The following is a 20,559-nucleotide window of genomic DNA, read 5'->3' on the forward strand; positions in this document are numbered from 1 at the left end:
GGAATGCAATGAAATTGAAGTCGATCGCGGCCAGTGTGCTGTTGCTGGCCCCGCTGGCGCAGTCGGCCGACCTGCTCGGGTCGTGGCGGGCGGCGCAGCAATATGATTCCAGCTACCAGGCCGCCCGATCGGCGCTGGAAGCCGGTCGGGAGAAGGACGCCCAGGGCCGCGCGCTGTGGCTACCCAAGGTCAATGTGCAGGGCAACGCCAATGCCGTGCGCCAGGAGTACGATCCGGGCAATGAAACGGTGCTGACGCCTTCGACCGAGGCCAGTGGCCATCAGTACGGCGCATCGCTTACCCTGCAGCAACCGATCTATCGCGCCGATGTGTTCGTCGGGGCCGATCAGTTGTCCAAGCAGGCGCAGCTGGCCGAGGTGGAATATCGCAACGCCGAGCAGCAGCTGATCCTGCGCGTGGCGCTGGCCTATTTCGAAGTGCTGGCGGCCGAGGAAAAGGTCAAGCTCGCCGTGTCGCAGAAGGAAGCGGTGAGCCAGCAACTGGCGCAAGCCAAGAAGTCGTTCGAGGTGGGCGTGGCCACCATCACCGACACCAACGAGGCCCAGGCACGTTACGACTCAATCACCGCCGGCGAGATCGCCGCGCGCAACGATCTCGATATCAAGCGCAACGCCTTCGAGCTGCTTACCGGGCTCGATCCGGCGCAGCTGGCCAAGATCACCGATGGCAAACGCCCGACTCCCCCGGCCCCGGCGGTGATGTCGGACTGGACGGCTCGCGCGCAGAGCAGCAACTACGCGGTCCTGGCACAGGAGCTGGGCCTCGATATTGCCCGCCGCGAAATCGACCGTTACCGCGTCGCGACCGCGCCGACGCTCGATCTTGTCGGCAGCTATGGCGCCAACTGGGATAGCGACAAAATTTCGCGTTCCGGCGGCACCGATCGCAGTACCAATGGCGTGATCGGTCTGCAGTTGTCGATTCCGCTCTACACCGGGGGTGATCGCAGCTCACGGTTGCGCGAAGCCATCGCGCTGCGCGACCGGGAAAGCTACACGCTAGAATCGGCCAAGCGCGACAGCGTGCAGCAGGCCAAGCAGGCATTCCTTGGCGTGCAAAGCGGCGCGGCGCAGATCACCGCGCTGGAGCAGGCGGAGAAATCGAGCCTGTCGTCGCTGGAATCGACCAAACTCGGCCGCGAAGTGGGCGTACGTACCACCATCGACGTGCTCGATGCCGAGCAGAATTACTATCAAGTACGCTACGACCTCGTCGTCGCGCGCTATCAGTATCTGTATGCGCGGCTGCAGCTTGCCAATTCGGTCGGCGAACTCGATGAAAGCGATGTCGTCGACGTCAATGTCTGGTTGCAATAGCCGGGCTATCGCCCGAATAGGCATTGAACCTTTGCGCCGCCCATAGATCGAAGGCCTCATCCTCCCGCAACCCCGGCTTCATGCCGGGGTTTTCAATTGGCGGATAACGATGGGATATCAGCAGGCATTAATGAGAATTGCAGAAAACTTGTATTTGAATAGCACGCTGTGCATAATGCCCCCACTGAAGTGCCAATACCTACATAGATCAACTGTTAATTGGAGAAACCCGATGGACTTGTCCGCACTGTCGCTGCCGCAACTGTTTCAACTGGAAAAAGACCTCGCGCGTGAAATCGAAAAGCGCAAGGTGACCGACAAGCAGAACCTGATCGTTGAATTGCAGAACCTGGCCGCTGCCAAGGGTTTCTCGTTGAACGAAGTGCTGGGTCTCGAAGGTGGCAAGAAGGGCGCCAAGAAGGCCGCCGTCGCCGGTAAGGCCCAATTCCGCAACCCGGCTGATCCGAGCCAGACCTGGTCGGGCCGTGGCCGCAAGCCGCAGTGGGCGCTGGACTGGATCGCTGCAGGCAAGTCGGTGGACGATCTGCGCATCTAATCAGTACTGCGCGCATCGCACTCGGGGCAGCCAGACGGCTGCCCTTTGTTTTTGTACAATCGTTCTATTCAATGCATCCTACCCCGTCCCGATGACCCACCCGCTTACCGCTTACCTCAATCCCGAACAGGCCGCTGCCGTGACGCTGCCGGCCGAGCACGCGCTGATCCTGGCAGGCGCGGGCAGCGGCAAGACCCGTGTGCTGACGACGCGTATCGCCTGGTTGCTCAGCACTGGCCAGGTCAGTCCGGCCGGGTTGCTTGCCGTCACCTTCACCAACAAGGCGGCCAAGGAGATGCTGGCCCGCATCACCGCGATGATGCCGCTCAATCCGCGCGGGCTGTGGATCGGCACGTTCCACGGGCTGTGCAACCGCATGCTGCGGCTGCACTATCGCGATTGCGGCCTGCCGGCGACCTTCGTCATTCTCGACAGCCAGGACCAGCTCGCCGCGGTGAAACGGGCGATGAAGACGCTGGATGCGGATGAGGAGCGCTACCCGCCGCGCACGGTGCAGCAGTACATCAACGGCCACAAGGAAAATGGCCGGCGCGCGCAGGAAGTGGAGAGCTGGGACGATTACTCACGGACCTTACGGCATATTTATGCCGAATACGAGGCGCAATGCCGGCGGGAGGGGGTGGTCGATTTTGCCGAATTGCTGCTTGCGAGCTATGAATTACTGGCGCGCAATGATGCCTTGCGTGAACATTACCGCAGCCGTTTCAAGCATGTACTGGTAGACGAATTCCAGGATACCAATCGCTTGCAATATGCCTGGCTCAAGTTGTTGACGGGTGAGCATGCGGCCTTGTTCGCGGTGGGCGATGATGATCAATCGATCTACGCCTTCCGCGGGGCCAATGTTGGCAATATGGTCGATTTCCAGCGCGATTTCGCGGTGCGCCACGTGATCAAGCTGGAACAGAATTACCGCTCTCATGGCAATATCCTTGACGCTGCCAACGCGGTGATTTCACGTAACCGTGAGCGCTTGGGCAAGGAATTGTGGACGGCGGAGGCGGCGGGCGAGCCGATCCGCGTCTACGAGGCGGCAAGCGATTACGAGGAAGCGCATTTCATCGTCGATGAAATCACCCAATTGCATCGCGATGGCGTCGAGCTTGGTGAAGTCGCCATCCTGTACCGCTCGAATGCGCAGTCGCGCGTGATCGAGCATGCGCTGGTCGAGGCCAACCTGCCGTATCGCGTCTATGGCGGGCTGCGTTTTTACGAGCGCCAGGAAATCAAGCATGCGCTCGCCTACCTGCGACTCGTCGCCGCCAGCGATGACGACAACGCCTTGCTGCGCGTGATCAACTTCCCTACGCGCGGCATCGGCAACCGCACGGTCGAGACCATCCAGGAAACCGCGCGCATCACCGGAGCCAGCCTTTGGCAGGCCGCGTGCGCGGGCGGGAGCGGGCGCAGCGCGGCGGCAGTCGGGCGCTTCGTGCAATTGATCGAGAACATGCGCCAGCAGACCCAGGGCCAGGTGCTGCCGGACCTGGTGGCCAACGTGCTCGAGCTCTCCGGCCTTGCCGAGCACTACCGCAACGACAAGGAGGGCGAGGAGCGCCTGGCCAACCTGGGTGAGCTTGTCAATGCCGCGGCCAATTTCGTCACCGAGGACGAGAACGATCTGGTCGCGTTCCTCGCCAATGCCAGTCTGGAAGGGGGCGAGCACGAGGCGCGGCCGGGCGAATCGGCGGTGCAGCTGATGACGGTGCATGCAGCCAAGGGGCTGGAGTTCTTCGCCGTCTTTCTCACGGGGCTCGAGGAGGGGCTGTTCCCGCACGACAACAGCGCGGCCGATCCCAAGGGGCTGGAGGAAGAGCGTCGCTTGATGTACGTGGCGATCACGCGCGCGCGGCGCCGGCTCTATGTCTCGCTGGCGCAAAGCCGCATGTTGCACGGCCAGACCCGCTACCCGCTCGCCAGTCGTTTTCTCGATGAGATCCCGCAGGAATTGCTGCACTTCCTCAACCGGGGCTATGCGCCACAGGGTGTCAGCCCCGCGCGCGTGAACAAGGCGGCCGACCCGGGGCATGGCCTCGTCATCGGCATGACGGTGCAGCATCCCAAGTTCGGCGTGGGCGTGGTGATCGACCACGAAGGCGGCACCACCGGCAATGTGCAGGTGAATTTTCGTGACCACGGCGCCAAATGGCTGGCGGTCGCGTATGCCAAGTTGCAGCCGATAACGTGATGGACGCCACACTTCGCACCCAAGCGACGCCCGGTACTGGGCAAAACCTACACTGTAAGTTAATGATGTAAGTAAGAGCCGCTCACAAACCCGGAGCAGGGGTTCTGGCAAGAAGCGCGAAACGCCCTGAAAGGCGATGACCCGGACTTCCTCCGGGCGCCCTGAAAGGCGGTAAACCGGACGCCCTTCGGTTGCAGGCAGTAGTAGGCGTACGGCCAGTGAGCACCACCTAGCCAGACGGGGTTTTGGCGACTCCAAGAGGGATGACCCGCGTCCCCACTCATACCAGGATGCCCATGGCCGAAATACGCCGCCCCCCTACGCTTGCCGGCGGACGCGCGCTGGTGATCGATCGCGCAAGCGAAATGCGAGCGGCGCTCGGGCGCGGCCTGAACGAGCTCGGCATCGTCGAGATCGACTTTGCCGCGCGCTCGGCCGATGCGGTAGCGCGGCTCAACCAGTCCGGCTACGACATCGTGCTGTGCGAGTTCGACCTCGGCCAGGGCTTTGACGGCATCCACCTGTTCGAGACCTGCCAGCGTCACCAGCTGCTCAAGCCCTCGACCATCTTCATGGTCGTCACCGGCGAGCGCCGCGTGGCGCAGGTGATGAGCGCCGCCGAGCTCGCTCCGGATGACTACCTGCTCAAACCCTTTTCCGGTGGTGAACTGATCGCCCGTATCGAGCGGGCGATGCGGCGCAAGGGGCACTTTCGCGTGATCGACGAGGCGGTGCGTGCAGGCGATTACCTCGCTGCGCTGGCCGCATGTGATACGGCGCTCACCGGCGACGATCTGACCGAGGTGGCAGGGTTTCGCCGGATGAAGGGGCGCCTGCTGGCCCAGATCGGCGAGCATGCCAGTGCCCGCGATCTCTATCGCGAGCTGCTGGCCGAACACGAAGTCGTTTGGGCCTTGCTGGGCCTGGGCCGAGCGCAGTTCGCGCTGCACCAGTATGGCGAGGCGCAGCAATGCTTCGAGCGCGTGCGTGTCGAGCACGAACTGGTGATCGAGGCCTACGATTGGCTGGCGCGAACGCTGGTGGCTCAGGGCGATGCCGCAGGTGCGCAGGCGGTGCTGGCCGAAGCGGCGGCCAAGTCGCCGCTGGTGGCGCAGCGCCAGCGTGCGCTGGGCCGGCTGGCGCATCGCAACGGCGATCTGGCAACGGCCGAGACCGGGATCAACCAGGCGATCGAACTGGCCCGCACCTCGTTCTGGCGCGATCCGGCGCTCTATGGCGAACTGGCGCGGGTGCAGCTCGAACGCGGTGATCCGGGCGCGGCGCGCCGCACCGCCGCGCGGCTGAAGCACGATTTTCGCGGCGATGCCGCCGCCGGCGTGGTGCAACAGCTGATCGCTGCCGCCGTCACCGAAGAGCTGGGCGGCGATAGCCGCGCAGAACGCGACAAGGCGCGGCAGATGCTGGAAGAGGCGTGTGCCGAGCTCGACGCCATCGACGATGCACCCGCATCGGTGCTCTTGGAGGTGGCCCACGCCTGCTACGCGCGGCGCATGCGCGAAGTGGGCGAGGGCTATGCCCGCGCGGCATTGCGCAGCAGCCACGACGATATGGAGCTGATCGCCAGTGTTGAAGGGCTGTATCGCGCCATCGGCGAACCGGAAACCGGCACGGCGCTGGTCCGGGCGGCAACGGCCGATATCCTCGAGCTCAACAACGAAGCGGTCCGCGCCGCGCAGTCGGGCGATCTGGCCGGAGCCGCCGAACGCTTCGTCACCGCGCTCGAATCGCTGTCGGGCAATGTGCAGGTGCTGCTCAACGCAGTGAATGCCATTCTGGCGCTGGTCAATCGCGACGGCTGGCACGCGCAGTACATGGCGCTGGCGCACACTTATCTGGTCCGCGCACGCAAGCTCGACCCGGGCAATGGCAAGGCGCGGCAATTACTGGATGCCTACCGCCGCACGCTACGCCGCTACGGCGTCGATACACCCGCTACACTGGTGGCAACCACCGCCTGAACGTCACGGAGAACCCATGCAAGCCCTGCTCACGCTCGCCCCACCCCTGGCCCATATCCGGCTCGATGGCAACTTCACTTTCGAGGCGCATCGCACCTTCAAGGAGGCGACGACCCCGGCGCTGGACCACAGCGCGGTCAAGCAGATCGAGGTCGATTTTGCCGACGTGGGCTATCTGGATTCGGCTGCGCTCGGCATGTTGCTGCTCTTGAACGAGCGCGCCACCGGTCGCCAGGTGCGGCTGATCAACGTCAAGGGAACGGTGCGCTCGGTGCTGGAGATTGCCAACTTCGGCAAGCTCTTCGATATCGACTTCGTGGACTGACACCGCCCGTTCCAACAAAACCGCCCGGCAGCCAGCCGGGCGTTTTGTCCAGTGGCGGGCCCGCGCTACACCTCGCCATCCATGTCCAGCTCCTGGATCTTGCGTGTCAGCGTGTTGCGGCCCCAGCCCAGCAATTCGGCCGCTTCGATGCGCTTGCCGCCGGTGTGTGCCAGCGCGCGCTCGATCACCGTGCGCTCGAACGCCGGCATGATCTCGTCGAGCACCCGGCTTTCGCCACGCGCGAGGCGTGCGCCCAGGTCTTCGGCCAGCATCAACTTCCAGTCGCCCGACGGCGTGCAGTGGCCATTGAGGCTGATGGCCTGCTCGCCCACTTCGGGCGGCAGATCGTCGGCTTCGACCACGGCGCCTGGCGCCATCACCGTGATCCAGTGGCACAGGTTTTCCAGCTGGCGCACGTTGCCGGGGAAGGAAAACGCAGTCAGCCGTGCCATGGCCTCTTCCGAGAGCCGCTTGGTTTCGACGCCGAGTTCGGCGGCCGAGCGTGAGAGGAAATGCTTGGCCAGCAGCGGGATATCCTGGCGGCGCTCGCGCAAGGACGGCAGCCGTAGCCGGATCACGTTCAAGCGGTGAAATAGATCCTCGCGGAAGACGCCGGCCTTGACCCGCTCTTCCAGGTTCTGGTGGGTGGCAGCGATCACCCGCACATTGGCCTTGATCGGCGCATGGCCGCCGACGCGGTAATAGTAGCCATCCGATAGTACGCGCAGCAGCCGGGTTTGCAGATCGGCTGGCATGTCGCCGATTTCATCGAGAAACAGCGTGCCGCTCTCCGCCTGCTCGAAGCGGCCCTGGCGCCGCGCCTCGGCCCCTGTGAACGAGCCGCGCTCGTGGCCGAACAGCTCGGATTCCAGCAGCTCCTTGGGGATGGCGGCGGTGTTGATCGCAATGAACGGCTTGGCCGAGCGCGGGCTGTGGCGGTGCAGCGCGCGGGCGACCAGTTCCTTGCCGGACCCCGATTCGCCGGTGATCAGCACCGTGGCGGCGGACTGGCTGAGCCGGCCTATGGCGCGGAACACATCCTGCATCGCCGGCGCCTGGCCGAGGATGTCGGGTGTGGAGACAGGCGCCTCCTCGTGGCCACTCTGGCGCTCGCCCTCGGCCAGTGCGCGCTGGATCAGCGCGATGGCGGCGTCGACATCGAACGGCTTGGGCAGGTATTCGAAGGCTCCGCCCTGGAACGCCGACACGGCGCTTTCCAGATCCGAGTGCGCGGTCATGATGATGACCGGCATGCCCGGATGGCTGCGCTTGACGATCTCGAGGAAGGTGAGCCCCGATTCGCCGGGCATGCGGATGTCGCAGACCACGGCCTCGGGCACATCGCGCTCCATCCGCGCCAGCGCCTCGGTGGCGGAGGCAAAGGTCAGGTGGGCGATGCCTTCGCGGGTCAGCGCCTTTTCGAACACCCAGCGGATGGAACGGTCGTCATCGATGATCCAGACGGTACTCATGCGTGGTCTTTTCCTTGTCCTTGGGCGACGGGCCAGCCGTTGAGCGGCAGGTGCAGGGTGAAGCAGGTGTAACCGGGGCGGCTGTCGAAATCGACGGTGCCGTGGTGCTGGGTGATGAAGGTGTGTGCCAGGTGCAGGCCGATGCCGGTACCGCCAGGGCGCCCGGACACCAGCGGGTAGAACAGCGTGTCCTTCAGCGCGTCGGGAATGCCAGGGCCGTTGTCGACGATCTGCACCACGATGGCGAGCGGGAAGCGCTTGCGGTTCAGCGTCACCTGCCGGGCGATGCGGGTGCGCAGGAAGATCTCGCCTACGCCCGCCATCGCCTGCACTGCATTGCGCACGATATTGAGCACGGCCTGGATCAGCTGCTCGCGATCGCCGATCAGGCTGGGCACGCTGGTGTCGTAGTCGCGCTTCACCGCGAGGCCATTGGGCGTTTCGGCCAGCACCAGGCTGCGCACGCGCTCCAGCACCTCGTGCACGTTGATCTCGGACAGCTGCGGCAAGCGGTGCGGCGTGAGCAGGCGATCGAGCAGGCTCTGCAGCCGCTGCGACTCCTCGATGATGACCTGCGTGTATTCCTTGAGCTGCGGGCTTTCTAGCTCGCGCGACAACAGTTGCGCCGCGCCACGGATGCCGCCGAGCGGGTTCTTGATCTCGTGCGCCAGGTTGCGGATCAGCTCACGGTTGGCCTGCTGCTGCGCCTGCAGCCGCTCCTCGTTGGCGATGCGGCGCTGCTGGTCGATCTGGCGGATCTCGATCAGCGCCACCGCCTCGGCCGATTCCACCGGGCTCGCGGTCAACGAGACATAGGCTTCGCCTTGCGGCGTCGGCAACAGGATTTCATGCTCGGTAATGCTCTGGTTCACGCGGCAGGCGTGCCGCACCGCCTGGACGATGGCGCTGTCGCTGCCGAGGCACGCTTCGAGCGGCAGCCCGTATTGTTCGTCGCGCAGCCCCAGCAAATCGGCTGCGGCGGGATTGTGGTAAGTCAGACGGCCATCGCCGGTGATCGCGAGGATGGCAGCGTCGAGAAAATCGAGACCACTGAAGGCAGTGTGAGGCATGACAGGGCCATGGAGAACGCTTGGCGCTTGCCAAGCAATTTGCGGGCCAGCCACCGCGGTAGCGTCGACGCGGTGCGTGCCGCCACGGGCCCTGGGGTTTGCACCATTGTAGTGCAATAAGTGAGTGGTCTTGGTGCGCGGGGTATCGAGCGTGAGGACGGACGCGCCCTGATTCGGGCTTAGGTCCGCACCGTGGTGCTGGGGCCCTGCGGAAGTGGCGCGGCGCGGCTTACTTCTGGCGACCGAGTTCCGCAGTCAATGCGTCTACATTCTTCTCGTGCATCACCGCGGCCTCGCGCAGGCGCGAGAGGCGTTGCACGTACTTTTGCGGATTTTGTTTTTCCTCGGCGGTCTTCGTCGCTTCGGCGTCGTTCAGCGCCTGGCGGGCATCGGCGAGCGCGCGCTGCTCGGCGGCGAGCTCTTCTTGCAGGATGGCGTTGCGATTGGTGTCGCGCGCCTTCTGGGTGGCGCTGTCGACCTTGGGGAAATTGCCGGGTGAGGGCGCATTGGCACGGCTTGCGCCGCCCGTGCCGGCCTTGGCGCGAGGCTTGGGCCCCGGTATCACCGAGATCGAATCGACGTAGATGCGTTGAGCGCCCTTCTGCGGGACATTGGAGAACGTGACCCGGCCGTCCTCGTCGACATATTTGTAGATATCGGCGAGGGCAATCGGGGCCGTGATGCAGACAGCCAGGGCGAGCAGGGTGGGAGTGAAGCGCGAGTTCATGGCGAAAACCTTACCACAGCGGCGGCTTATTCGGATTTCCGGCGGTCGCTGTGGCCCAGCGACCTGTCGGGCGAGATCAGATCTCGGATGCGTTGCTTGAGCTCGGCAGCCTGGGGAAAACCGTCGTCGCGTTTGCGCTCCCACACCAGCACGCCGTCGCACTCGACGTTGAAGATGCCTCCGGTGCCGGGGCGCAATGCCACTTCGCCCAGCTCGTCGGCGAAGGTCGACAGCAGCTCCTGCGCCAGCCAGCCCGCGCGCAGCAGCCACTGGCACTGGGTGCAATAGGTGATGGTGATACGCGGTTTCATCGTTTCAGAATTCCAGTCCCAGTGCGCGCAGTTGCGCCTCGGTATGGCGAGCATCGACATGATGGATGCCTTGCCAGCCGACGCGGCACGCACCATCGGCGTTGATCTGACTATCATCGATGAACACCAGTTCCGCCGGCGTGATATCGGGCAGGTCGCGGGCGATGCGGGATTGCATCAAGGCATAGATGGCCGGGTCCGGCTTGACCATCTTCTCGTGGCCGGAAACGACGATGTCGCGAAATCGCCGCAGCAAGGGATAGCCCTCCCAGGCGTAGGGCCAGGTTTCCGCCGACCAGTTGGTCAGGCCGTAGAGCGGCACCCCGGCGGCTTCCAGTTTTTCCATCAGTGCCACGCCCGCGGGCAGCAAGCCCTTCAGCGTCTCCGGCCAGCGTAGCCGCCAGGCGCGGATCAATTCGGCGTATTGCGGATGCTCGGCGATCAGCGCTGCTTCGCCCTCGGCAAAGCTGCGGCCGCCATCTTGCTGGAGATTCCAGGCGCCGTTACAGATGTGGCTGAGGAAATGGCGGCGCTCGGCGTCGTCCGGGATCAGCTGGCGGTAGAGGTATTCGGGGTTCCAGTCGAACAGGACTCCGCCGAAATCGAATACAACGGCGCGTATGGTCATGGCGGCGATGCCGGATTGGGAAAGTGGCGATTCTAGCGCAGTGTGGCGGTGCTACCTTGGCGGCGGCCTGCCAACCCTTGTTCTTCAGTTCGTATCCGGCGGTTCCGCATCGATCACCACGCGATTGCGACCGGCGTGTTTGGCGGCGTAGAGCGCATCGTCGGCGCGCTTGATCAGGTCATCCAGATCGCTATCGGCCGGGCGCAACGTGGTGACGCCGATGCTGATCGTCACGCCTATGCCCACGTGATCGCCGTTCATGACCCGCACCGCGGCGACTCCCGCGAGCAATTTTTCGGCGACGCGCGCCGCCTCGACGATGGGGGTATCGGGCAGCATGATGACGAATTCCTCGCCGCCCCAGCGCCCCAGGTTGTCGGTGGTGCGCAGCGTGGCAAGGCATACCTGGCTCACCGCACGCAGCACCAGGTCGCCAATCAGATGTCCGTGGTTGTCGTTGATCGCCTTGAAGTGATCGAGATCGAGCATCAGCAAGCTCAGCGGCTTGCCGCTGCGGCGCACCATCATCATCGTTTCCGCGCTGCGGCGTTGCCACTCGCGCCGGTTGTTCAAGCCGGTGAGCTCATCGGTCGTGGCCATCTCGGCGAGACGGGCATTCGCGCGGCGCAGCTCCCGCGTGCGCTCGCTTACCGTGTGCTGCAAATCGCGCTGCGCCCGCAGCAGTTGTTCCTGCCCCAGTGCAAGGTACTGCAGCATGATGCCGACCGAAAACAGAAAGAGCTGCAGGTCTACATAACGCATGCCCACTTCATGTTGTGCGAACGGGCCCAGCCCCAGCGCCGTGGCGTGCGTCAGCGAGATGGCGACAGCCAGCATGGCGATCATGGCACCAGGCCAGTAGTAGTGCACCGTTACGGCGAGCAATACCGGCAGCAGCAGCACCAGCGCGTTGCCATACAGCGTCAACACCACCAGCAATACCGCGGGGATGGCCAGCGCCGACCACCACTTGTGCCGCGGCGGCCAGCGCCAGGTCCAGGCGGTCCGGTCGCGCCAGGCGACGAGGCAGGGGATGATCAGCAGCGTGCCCAGCGTATTGCCGAGCAGATAATGCGGCAGATACACCACCGGCGGGCTGGCTAGGCTTGGTTCCAGCATCTGCAATATGGTCAGCAGCCCGAATAGCAGCGGCAAGCAAAGTAGCGGCGGCAGCAGGCAGACGCGCAGCCAGAAGTAGCCCAGCTCTAGCGAGCGTTGCAGAAAGGGTCGACGTTCGGCCGTCTCGCGCGTGCGCCAGGCACGGGCGCCGAGCCAGGCCTGCAGCGTGGCGATGAGGGCGATAAGCAGTAGCGCCAGTGGAAAACCGTAACTGTCCGGGGACAGATCGAAATACTGCCAGCCGCCGAGCAAGGCGCCAGCCAACGGAAACCAGCCTCCCCAGCGGCCGAAGATCAGAAAGGCGGCGACACCCAGGCCGGCGGGCAGCCAGTACAGCGGAGGTAGTTCGGGATGGATGCGACCCAGCAAGAGGCTGCATGCGGCACTGGCAAACAACGCAAGGCCCAGCCAGAGCGCTGGGCGCCAACGAAGCTGGCCGAGCAGGAACGGGTGCATGGCGGCTCCTGGAAGGGCGGTCGTGCAGCCAGTGTAGCGAATGAAACCGCTACCGTGAGGCAGGCCGGGTCAAGCGTCGCCCCGGTTCAAGAGCGCAAGCAGCCGTGCGCCGTGCTCGCTGCGGCCGCGATGGCGCATTCCACCGGGAACCACCAGCAGGTTGCCGGGCGCCAGCGGCTGGATACCGACTTCGGTTTCGATGGCGTAATCGCCAGTCAGCAACAGCAGGAGTTCGTCGCCTGCATGGCGATGCCAGGGGGCAACGAAGGAGCCAACCGCGCGTAGCTCGACGCTGGCGTCATCGAACCGGCTCAACGCCAGATGCTCGCCGGCTTATAGTCCGGCGGCGAGTTCGGCCAGCAGGTGGGGCTCCAACGCGTTCTCCTTGGGACATGAAAAAACCCGCACGAGCATGGCCTGTGCGGGTCGGCTGGTCCAGCATGGCCTGCGAGGCAGGCCGGATGGATTACAGCGAATAGTACATGTCGAACTCGACCGGGTGAGTCCACATGCGGATGCGGTTCACGTCGTTCTGCTTGAGTTCGAGGTAGGCATCGATCCACTCGTCGGTGAACACGCCGCCACGGGTCAGGAACTCGCGATCCTTGTCGAGTGCGTCCAGCGCTTCGTCGAGCGAGGCGCACACGGTCGGGATCAGCTTGTCTTCTTCCGGCGGCAGGTCGTACAGGTTCTTGTCGGCCGGATCGCCCGGGTGGATCTTGTTTTGGATACCGTCAAGGCCGGCCATCAACAGCGCGGCGAAGCATAGGTACGGGTTGGCCAGCGGATCCGGGAAACGCGCCTCGATACGACGGCCCTTGTCCGATGCCACGTGCGGGATACGGATCGAAGCTGAACGGTTCTTGGCCGAGTACGCCAGCTTCACCGGTGCTTCGTAGTGCGGAACCAGACGCTTGTACGAGTTGGTGCCCGGGTTGGTGATGGCGTTCAGTGCCTTGGCGTGCTTGATGATGCCGCCGATGTAGTAGAGGGCGGTGTCCGAGAGGCCGGCGTAGCCGTTGCCAGCGAACAGGTTCTTGCCATCCTTCCAGATCGACTGGTGCACGTGCATGCCCGAACCGTTGTCGCCAACGATGGGCTTGGGCATGAAGGTGGCGGTCTTGCCGTACTGGTTGGCCACGTTGTGGACCACGTACTTCAGGATCTGGGTCCAGTCGGCGCGCTGGGTCAGCGTGCTGAACTTGGTGCCGATTTCGTTCTGGCCGGCGTTCGCCACTTCGTGGTGGAACACTTCGACCGGCACGCCCAGCTCTTCCAGCACCAGCACCATGGTGGCGCGGATGTCTTGGTGGCTGTCGACCGGCGGAACCGGGAAGTAGCCGCCCTTCAGGCGCGGACGGTGGCCGAGGTTGCCGCCTTCGAACTTCTCGCTGGTCGCCCAGGCGCCTTCTTCCGAACCGATCTTCACGAACGAACCCGACAGGTCTGCACCCCAGCGGATGTTGTCGAAGATGAAGAATTCGGGTTCCGGACCGAAGTAGGCGGTGTCACCGATACCGGTGGCCTTCAGGTAGGCTTCGGCGCGGCGGGCGAGCGAACGCGGATCGCGATCGTAACCCTTACCGGTGGCGGGCTCGATCACATCGCAGGTGATGAACACGGTAGGTTCGTCATAGAACGGGTCAATCTTGGCGGTGCTGGCGTCCGGCATCAGCAGCATGTCGGAAGCCTGGATGCCCTTCCAGCCGGTGATCGAGGAGCCATCGAAGGCGTGGCCGTGTTCGAACCAGTCTTCGTCCACCACGTGCGACGGCACGGTCACGTGCTGTTCCTTGCCTATGGTGTCGGTGAAACGCAGGTCAACGAAACGGATGTCGTTGTCCTTGATCAACTTGAGAACGTCGGCTGCCGCCATCTTAAGCTCCTTAGCTTGACGATGATGTAATGTGAGTGCTTGTCCGGTGCGCCTGTCTGACGCGGGATGGCGACTAAGTAAGCATGAACCGTGCCAGCCCGGAATTTAGGGACGGATCATTGTGCCACAAACGGTGCGGCCTGCCGCGCTGCTTCGGCGTTGATCCGTATTGGTGCAGTGCACCGGGCTGGTGCGCTATTTTGGTGCGGATTGTGCTGCCTGCGGGGCGGGTTAAAATGGCCGCCTCGGCGCTTGGTACGCACAACGGAACGGAGAATCATCATGACGGCGGTCAACGATATCCTGCTGCGAGCGCGCGAGCGCGCCGCCCAGCTTGGTTTGCCCTATTCCGGCGCGGTGACGCCGGCCGAAGCGCACGCGTTGACGCAGGCGCTGCCCAATGCACGCATCGTTGATGTGCGTACTGCTGCTGAATGGCAATTCGTCGGCGTGGTGCCTGGGGCAGAGTTGATCGAGTGGAAACGTTTCCCCGACATGGCGCTCAATCCCGATTTCCTCGGCCAGCTGCAGACCCGGATCGATCGGCAGAGCGTGGTGCTGTTCCTGTGCCGCTCCGGCGCACGCAGCCACGATGCAGCCATTCTTGCTGCCAGCCATGGCTACGCCGAAGCCTACAACATCCTCGAAGGCTTCGAGGGCGACAAGGATGGTGCCCAGCACCGCAATACGGTCAACGGCTGGAAGGCTGCCGACCTGCCCTGGGTACAGGGGTGATTGCGCAATGAGTGGCATGTCATCGAGTCGTATCCGGGCGCTGGCGATCTGCGTGTTCATGAACGAGGGAAGGATACTCGTGAACGAGGCGCTGGATCCCGTCAAGAACGAGCGCTTTTGCCGCCCGCTTGGCGGCGGGATCGAATTTGGCGAAACCGGCGCGCAAGCCGTATTGAGGGAATTGCGCGAAGAAATCGATGCGCAGGTCTGCAATCTGCGCTTCCTGGGCGCCTTGGAAAACATCTTCACTTATCTGGGCGAGCCGGGTCACGAGATCGTGCTCGTCTACGACGGCGAGTTGGTCGATGACGCCTTGTATCGGGTGGACGTGATAGCCGGTGTGGAAAGTGACGGTGCGCCGTTCCAGGCATCGTGGCGCCGCCTTGACGAGTTCTGCGAGGGGCTGGCGCTTTATCCGGACGGGCTGTTGCGCTTACTGAGGTCGGTGCAGCCTTAGGAGGAGTGCATAGCCTGATCTTCCGGAGTGCGAGCGCCGCCGGTGCGCGCTCAACCCCTGGATGGGCAAGGCGGAGTTGGGTGTAGACTTTTGGCCTTCACTTTGTTTGGCCGCCGACATGCGCTACGCCGTTTTTGGCAACCCGATTGCCCATTCCAAATCACCGCAGATCCACGCGGCGTTCGCCGCAGAGTTCGGTCTGCCCGGTTTTCAATACGACAAGCTGCTGGCGCCGCTCGATGGCTTTGGCACGGCGGTGCGTGAGTTCGTCGCGGCCGGCGGTGCCGGCTGCAATGTGACGGTGCCGTTCAAGGAAGAAGCGTTTCGCCTGGCCGAGGTGCTCAGCGCCCGCGCTCGCGCGGCGGGGGCGGTAAATACGCTGATGGTGCAGGCCGACGGCAGCCTGTTTGGCGACAATACCGACGGCGCCGGCCTCGTGGCCGATCTGCTGCGCCATGTCCCGCTTCAGGGTAAGCGGCTGCTGCTGCTCGGTGCGGGCGGCGCGGCGCGCGGCGCGCTGTTGCCGCTACTGGCAGAGCAACCGGCCTTGCTCTTGATCGCCAACCGTACCGTTGCCCGCGCCCGGGCGCTGAGCGAGGACGTGGTCCAGCCCTGGCTGGCCGCAACGGGGCTGCCTGCCGAGCTGTTGCCGGTGCACGGTGTGGCGACCTTTGATTTCCTGATCGGTGGCGTGCCGCTGGAAGTGACGGGCGGTGCCTCACCGGTGCGTGCGCTGGGCAAGCGCGGCGTGCAATTCGACGTGGTGATCAACGCGACCTCCGCCAGCCTGGGCGGCGAGGCGATACCCATGGCGCCTGACGCGTTCGCGGCCGATGCCGTGGCCTACGACATGATGTATGGCAAGGACGAGACGACCTTCCTTGCGCAGGCGCGCGCGGCTGGCGTTGCAACGCGTGTCGATGGCCTTGGCATGCTCGTCGGTCAGGCCGCCGAGGCGTTCACGCTGTGGACGGGGCATCGACCCGACGTCGCGCCGGTGCTCGCCAGTCTGCGCGCGGCGCTGTAACGCAACGTCACCCCGCGCCGTGCCACGCTCCAACATAATCGCCGCCAATTCAACGAGGTAGCGAAGGCGATGGCGGAAAAGACGGGCAGGACTTTCGGTTGGTGGTTCAGGCGGGCGTTGCTTGCGCTGCTGCTGCTGTTCGTCGTCTGGAACCTGTGGATACTGGGCCACGTGGTGCTGTGGCGCTGGGTCAATCCGTCTGAGACCGCCTTCATGGAGTACCAGCTCGACCGGTTGCGTGACGAGGATCCACAGGCCGAGCTGCGTCACCAGTGGGTGCCCTACGACAAGATCTCGAACAACCTCAAGCGCGCCATCGTCGCCAGTGAGGACGCCAAATTCCTGCTGCACGACGGCTTCGACTGGGAAGGCATGCAGGTGGCGTGGGAAAAGAACGTCAAGAAGGGCCGCATCGTCGCTGGTGGCTCGACCATCAGCCAGCAACTGGCGAAGAACCTGTTTCTTTCCGGCCGGCGCACGCCGTGGCGCAAACTGGAAGAAGCCCTCATCACCGTGATGCTGGAAGCGGTGCTCGACAAGCGCCGCATTTTCGAGATCTATCTCAATGTAATCGAATGGGGCGACGGCGTGTTCGGCGCCGAGGCCGCGGCGCGTCACTATTACGGTGCGCGAGCGGCGAGCCTGGGGCGCAACCAGGCGGCCAGGCTCGCGGCGATGGTGCCCAATCCGCGCTACTACGATGCCCATCGTGGCGACCGGCGCCTGGCGCGCAAGACCGCCATCATTCAGCGGCGCATGGGCTATGCCGACATTCCATAAGCCGTAAGCGCAGCCGGTTTCGACCGGCTGTGTGCTTTTAGTCTCAGTTGATCCCTTTTCCCCGTTTCAAACGCGCGTTGGCGCGCCTAACAATAGTAGGATGGGCAAAAACAAGGGAATGGGCATGGGGACGAGGGGCGGACTATGGCGGCGGGACTGGGTGGTGGCGCTCGCCGTCACGGCCGTCTTCCTGCCGCTGTGGTTGCTGACGCCGCTGGTGAGCGGCATCGAGAACCGCGCCTATGACATGGGCGTGCGCCTGACCGAGCGTGAGCCCGATCCCCGCGTGGCCGTGATCACCATCGACCAGCAGAGCCTGGATAACATCGGCCGCTGGCCCTGGTCGCGCGAGGTGCATGCCAAGGTGATCCGGCAGCTGTCCGATGGCGGCGCCAAGGTGATCGCCTCCACCGTATTCTTCACCGAGCCGCAAACAGATCGTGGCCTGCCCTACCTGCAGCAGTTCCAGCGCCGTTTTCGTCAGAATCCGCAGGCCTATCCGTCCCACTTCGGCGCCCAGATCGATGAGGCGCTGACGGCGCTCGACGTCGACAGCCAACTCGCCGCCAGCATCCGGCAATCCGGTAACGTGGTGTTGCCGATGCTGTTCGCTTTCGGCGAAGGGCAGGGCGAACCCGACCAGCCGCTGCCCGATTTCATTGCGCGCACCGAGCTCGAGCCCGGTGGCGATCCTGCCAACGGCTTGCCGCTGCCGGTGAATACCGCCGTGGTGCCGATTCCGCAACTGGGCGCTGCCGCCGCGGCGGTGGCCAGCGAATCGCTGCTGCCGGACAAGGATGGCGTGGTGCGCCGGGTGCCATTGGCGGTGACCTATTTTGGCGCGCTGTTTCCGACCTATCCGCTGGTGGTCGCGGCCAAGACCCTTAACCTAGATGTCGACCGTATCGGGTTCGAGTTGGGCCGCCGTATCACGCTGGGCAATGTCACGCTGCCGATCGCGGCGGATGCCACCTTCCTGCCCTACTTCTACAGCCGGGAGGGCGCGCCAGCATTCGCGGTCGATTCTTTCTACGACGTGTACGCCGGCAAGATTCCGGCTTCGAAATATCACGGCAAGGTGGTGTTGATCGGTGCGACTGCACTGGGCGTTGGCGCGAGCTATGTCACACCGGGTATGGCCGCGACGCCGCCGGTGCTGCTGGCGGCCAATACGCTCTCGTCGTTGCTGCAGCAGCATTACTTCGTGCTGCCGTCGTGGGCCCCGTGGGCGACGCTGGGCCTGATCGCGCTGATCGCGTTTTACCTGACGCTGCTGTTGCCCCGTCTGCGCGCCGGCATGGCTGCGGCGTTGACGCTGGCGCTGCTCGCCGGTCTTGTCGTTGCGCATTTCGCGCTGATGACGCAGGCCATGCTGTGGGTGCCGCTGATGGCGCCGGCGCTGTTATTGTTGCTGGGACATGCGGTGCTGACGACCAAGCGCTTCCTCGTCACCGAGGAGCAGGGCCAGAAGAGCGCGGCCGAATCGGCCGAATCGAACCGCATGCTGGGCCTCGCATTCCAGGGCCAGGGCCAGCTCGACATGGCTTTCGACAAGTTCCGCCGCGTGCCGCTCGGTGACGACGTGATGGAGCTGCTCTACAACCTGGCGCTCGATTTCGAGCGCAAGCGCCAGTTCAACAAGGCGGAAAACGTCTACCGCTACATGGCCAGGCACGACACCAAGTACCGTGACCTGCCGGAAAAGCTCAAGCGCGCCAAGCAGATGTCGGAGACTGTCATCCTCGGTGGCGGCAACAACGTCGGCGGTACCCTGCTGCTGGCCGGCGGCGACGTGGAAAAGCCCATGCTCGGCCGCTACCAGGTGGAGAAGGAGCTCGGCAAGGGCGCGATGGGCGTGGTCTACATGGGGCGCGATCCCAAGATCGGCCGCGTGGTGGCGATCAAGACCATGGCGCTGTCGCAGGAGTTCGAGCCCGACATGCTGGGCGAGGCGCGCGAGCGCTTTTTCCGCGAGGCCGAAACGGCGGGCCGGCTGAGCCACCCCAATATCGTGTCCATCTTCGATGCGGGCGAGGAGCACGACCTCGCTTTTATCGCGATGGAATTCCTCAAGGGGCAGGATCTGACCGCGCAGACGCGGCCGAACCAGCTATTGCCGCTGATCGACGCCGTCGCCATCGTGCGGCAGGTGGCCGAAGCGCTCGACTATGCGCACAAGAATGGCGTGATCCACCGCGATATCAAGCCGGCCAACATCATGTACGAGCCCGAGAGCAAGACGGTGAAGGTCACCGACTTCGGCATCGCGCGCATCACCGACTCCTCCAAGACCAGGACGGGCATGGTGCTCGGCACGCCGTCGTATATGTCGCCCGAGCAGTTGTCGGGCAAGAAGATCGACGGGCGTTCGGACCTCTTTGCGCTGGGCGTGATGCTGTACCAGCTCAGCACCGGCCACTTGCCGTTCACCGGCGAATCGATGGCCGAGCTGATGTTCCGTATCGCCAACGAGAGCCCGGCCGATCCACGCACGCTCAACCCGCGGCTGCCCGGGATGCTGGCCGCCATCATCATGAAGGCCTTGCAGAAAAAGGCCGAAGACCGGTTCCAGAGTGGCGCGCATTTCGCCGCCGCCTGCGCAAAGCTGGACGCCGGGCTCAAGCAAAGGGCGCTACAGCATGGCTGATCTGAGCCGCTTACTGCGGATCGAGGGCGCGACCGATCCGGGCATGGTGCGCGAGCACAACGAGGACGCGATCGGCTTCGATCCGGCGCTGGGCTTTGCCGTGCTCGCCGATGGCATGGGCGGGTATCTGGCCGGTGAAGTGGCGAGCGGCATGGCGATCGAGATGACGCTGCACGTGGTGCGCGGCGCCTTGCAGTCGCACCCGGCGCACCAGCTGGTCGAGGGCGTGCCCTATGGCCATGTCGTGCTGGAGGATGCGATCCAGCAGGCCAATTCCGCCATCTATGGCACGGCGCTGAGCCAGCCGCAATGCTCCGGCATGGGGACCACGCTGGTCGCCGCGCTGTTCTACGACAACCGCGTGCTGGTCGCCCACGTGGGTGATTCCCGGCTCTACTGCCTGCGCGACGACGTGCTGACCCAGCTGACGCGCGATCATTCCTTTTTGCAAGAACAGATCGACAGCGGGCTGATCACGCAGGAAGAGGCGCGGCACTCGCATCATCGCAACCTCGTCACCCGCGCGGTCGGCATCGACCCGCTGGCCGAGGTCGAGTTGACCGAGCATGTGGCCGAGGTGGGCGATCTTTACCTGCTGTGCTCGGACGGCCTGACCGACATGATCGACGACGATGTCATCGCCAGCATATTGCTGACCATGCGCAACAACCTGCCGCTGGCGGCACAGCAGCTGGTATTGGCGGCCAATGACGCGGGTGGACGCGACAATGTGTCGGTACTGCTGGTCGAAGTGGAAAAACCGTTCCCTGCCAAGGGAGCGATCTGGAACAAGGTGTCGTCGCTGCTGCGCGGCACCCGATGAAGACAAGGGCCGCCACGGCCCGGAG

At 64.3% G+C, this 20,559-nt stretch carries 19 protein-coding genes; 11 read left to right on the forward strand and 8 right to left on the reverse strand.

Going from position 1 to position 20,559, the window contains the following annotated elements; translation table 11 throughout:
* Positions 1 to 8 precede the first annotated feature (8 nt).
* The 5 genes from NLI84_RS15095 (at position 9) to NLI84_RS15115 (ending at position 6,406) form a co-directional block, all read left to right on the forward strand.
* On the forward strand, positions 9 to 1,337 hold the full coding sequence (locus tag NLI84_RS15095) for a TolC family outer membrane protein (protein WP_255991475.1): 1,329 nt from the start codon (positions 9 to 11) through the stop codon (positions 1,335 to 1,337).
* A gap of 232 nt (positions 1,338 to 1,569) precedes the next feature.
* Positions 1,570 to 1,893: an H-NS histone family protein gene (locus tag NLI84_RS15100; protein ID WP_255991476.1), complete on the forward strand. Its 324-nt coding sequence runs from the start codon at positions 1,570 to 1,572 to the stop codon at positions 1,891 to 1,893.
* A 91-nt stretch (positions 1,894 to 1,984) separates the two neighbouring features.
* Positions 1,985 to 4,102 (forward strand): UvrD-helicase domain-containing protein, encoded by a 2,118-nt coding sequence (locus NLI84_RS15105; protein WP_255991477.1) that lies wholly within the window; start codon positions 1,985 to 1,987, stop codon positions 4,100 to 4,102.
* Between the two features lie 296 nt (positions 4,103 to 4,398).
* Entirely contained in the window at positions 4,399 to 6,081 is a 1,683-nt protein-coding gene (locus NLI84_RS15110) for a response regulator (RefSeq protein ID WP_255991478.1), read from the forward strand.
* A 16-nt stretch (positions 6,082 to 6,097) separates the two neighbouring features.
* Positions 6,098 to 6,406, forward strand: coding sequence for an STAS domain-containing protein (locus NLI84_RS15115; protein ID WP_255991480.1), 309 nt, complete (start codon positions 6,098 to 6,100; stop codon positions 6,404 to 6,406).
* A 65-nt stretch (positions 6,407 to 6,471) separates the two neighbouring features.
* Here the strand turns inward: NLI84_RS15115 and ntrC are convergent, their stop codons facing one another.
* From ntrC to glnA, 8 genes are all read right to left on the reverse strand, one after another.
* Entirely contained in the window at positions 6,472 to 7,878 is a 1,407-nt protein-coding gene (gene ntrC / locus NLI84_RS15120) for a nitrogen regulation protein NR(I) (protein WP_255991484.1), read from the reverse strand.
* On the reverse strand, positions 7,875 to 8,948 hold the full coding sequence (glnL, locus tag NLI84_RS15125; RefSeq protein WP_255991485.1) for a nitrogen regulation protein NR(II): 1,074 nt from the start codon (positions 8,946 to 8,948) through the stop codon (positions 7,875 to 7,877). Before glnL ends, ntrC begins: the two co-directional genes overlap by 4 nt.
* 229 nt (positions 8,949 to 9,177) lie before the next feature.
* A complete protein-coding gene (locus tag NLI84_RS15130; protein WP_255991486.1) occupies positions 9,178 to 9,675 on the reverse strand; it encodes a DUF4124 domain-containing protein in 498 nt (165 codons plus the stop codon).
* Between the two features lie 26 nt (positions 9,676 to 9,701).
* Positions 9,702 to 9,986, reverse strand: coding sequence for an Rdx family protein (locus tag NLI84_RS15135; RefSeq protein WP_255991487.1), 285 nt, complete (start codon positions 9,984 to 9,986; stop codon positions 9,702 to 9,704).
* Positions 9,987 to 9,990: 4 nt separating this feature from the next.
* Positions 9,991 to 10,614, reverse strand: coding sequence for an HAD family hydrolase (locus NLI84_RS15140; protein ID WP_255991488.1), 624 nt, complete (start codon positions 10,612 to 10,614; stop codon positions 9,991 to 9,993).
* Positions 10,615 to 10,698: 84 nt separating this feature from the next.
* A complete protein-coding gene (locus NLI84_RS15145; protein WP_255991489.1) occupies positions 10,699 to 12,189 on the reverse strand; it encodes a GGDEF domain-containing protein in 1,491 nt (496 codons plus the stop codon).
* A 69-nt stretch (positions 12,190 to 12,258) separates the two neighbouring features.
* Entirely contained in the window at positions 12,259 to 12,504 is a 246-nt protein-coding gene (locus NLI84_RS15150) for a cupin domain-containing protein (RefSeq protein WP_255991490.1), read from the reverse strand.
* A gap of 151 nt (positions 12,505 to 12,655) precedes the next feature.
* Positions 12,656 to 14,065, reverse strand: coding sequence for a glutamate--ammonia ligase (glnA, locus tag NLI84_RS15155; protein ID WP_255991491.1), 1,410 nt, complete (start codon positions 14,063 to 14,065; stop codon positions 12,656 to 12,658).
* Positions 14,066 to 14,347: 282 nt separating this feature from the next.
* On the opposite strand from glnA, the gene NLI84_RS15160 reads away from it, so the two are divergent.
* From NLI84_RS15160 to NLI84_RS15185, 6 genes are all read left to right on the forward strand, one after another.
* On the forward strand, positions 14,348 to 14,800 hold the full coding sequence (locus tag NLI84_RS15160) for a rhodanese-like domain-containing protein (RefSeq protein ID WP_255991492.1): 453 nt from the start codon (positions 14,348 to 14,350) through the stop codon (positions 14,798 to 14,800).
* 16 nt (positions 14,801 to 14,816) lie between these two features.
* Positions 14,817 to 15,257: an NUDIX hydrolase gene (locus NLI84_RS15165; protein ID WP_255991493.1), complete on the forward strand. Its 441-nt coding sequence runs from the start codon at positions 14,817 to 14,819 to the stop codon at positions 15,255 to 15,257.
* A gap of 118 nt (positions 15,258 to 15,375) precedes the next feature.
* The gene (gene aroE / locus NLI84_RS15170; RefSeq protein WP_255991494.1) at positions 15,376 to 16,284 is read left to right on the forward strand and encodes a shikimate dehydrogenase; all 909 of its coding nucleotides are present in this window, start codon (positions 15,376 to 15,378) and stop codon (positions 16,282 to 16,284) included.
* 69 nt (positions 16,285 to 16,353) lie between these two features.
* The gene (gene mtgA / locus NLI84_RS15175) at positions 16,354 to 17,064 is read left to right on the forward strand and encodes a monofunctional biosynthetic peptidoglycan transglycosylase (protein WP_255991498.1); all 711 of its coding nucleotides are present in this window, start codon (positions 16,354 to 16,356) and stop codon (positions 17,062 to 17,064) included.
* Positions 17,065 to 17,188: 124 nt separating this feature from the next.
* A complete protein-coding gene (locus tag NLI84_RS15180; RefSeq protein WP_255991501.1) occupies positions 17,189 to 19,711 on the forward strand; it encodes a CHASE2 domain-containing serine/threonine-protein kinase in 2,523 nt (840 codons plus the stop codon).
* On the forward strand, positions 19,704 to 20,534 hold the full coding sequence (locus NLI84_RS15185; protein ID WP_255991502.1) for a Stp1/IreP family PP2C-type Ser/Thr phosphatase: 831 nt from the start codon (positions 19,704 to 19,706) through the stop codon (positions 20,532 to 20,534). Before NLI84_RS15180 ends, NLI84_RS15185 begins: the two co-directional genes overlap by 8 nt.
* Positions 20,535 to 20,559 lie beyond the last annotated feature (25 nt).

It is taken from the genome of Chitinolyticbacter albus, assembly GCF_024437655.1.
In the GTDB taxonomy this organism is placed as follows: domain Bacteria; phylum Pseudomonadota; class Gammaproteobacteria; order Burkholderiales; family Chitinibacteraceae; genus Chitinolyticbacter; species Chitinolyticbacter albus.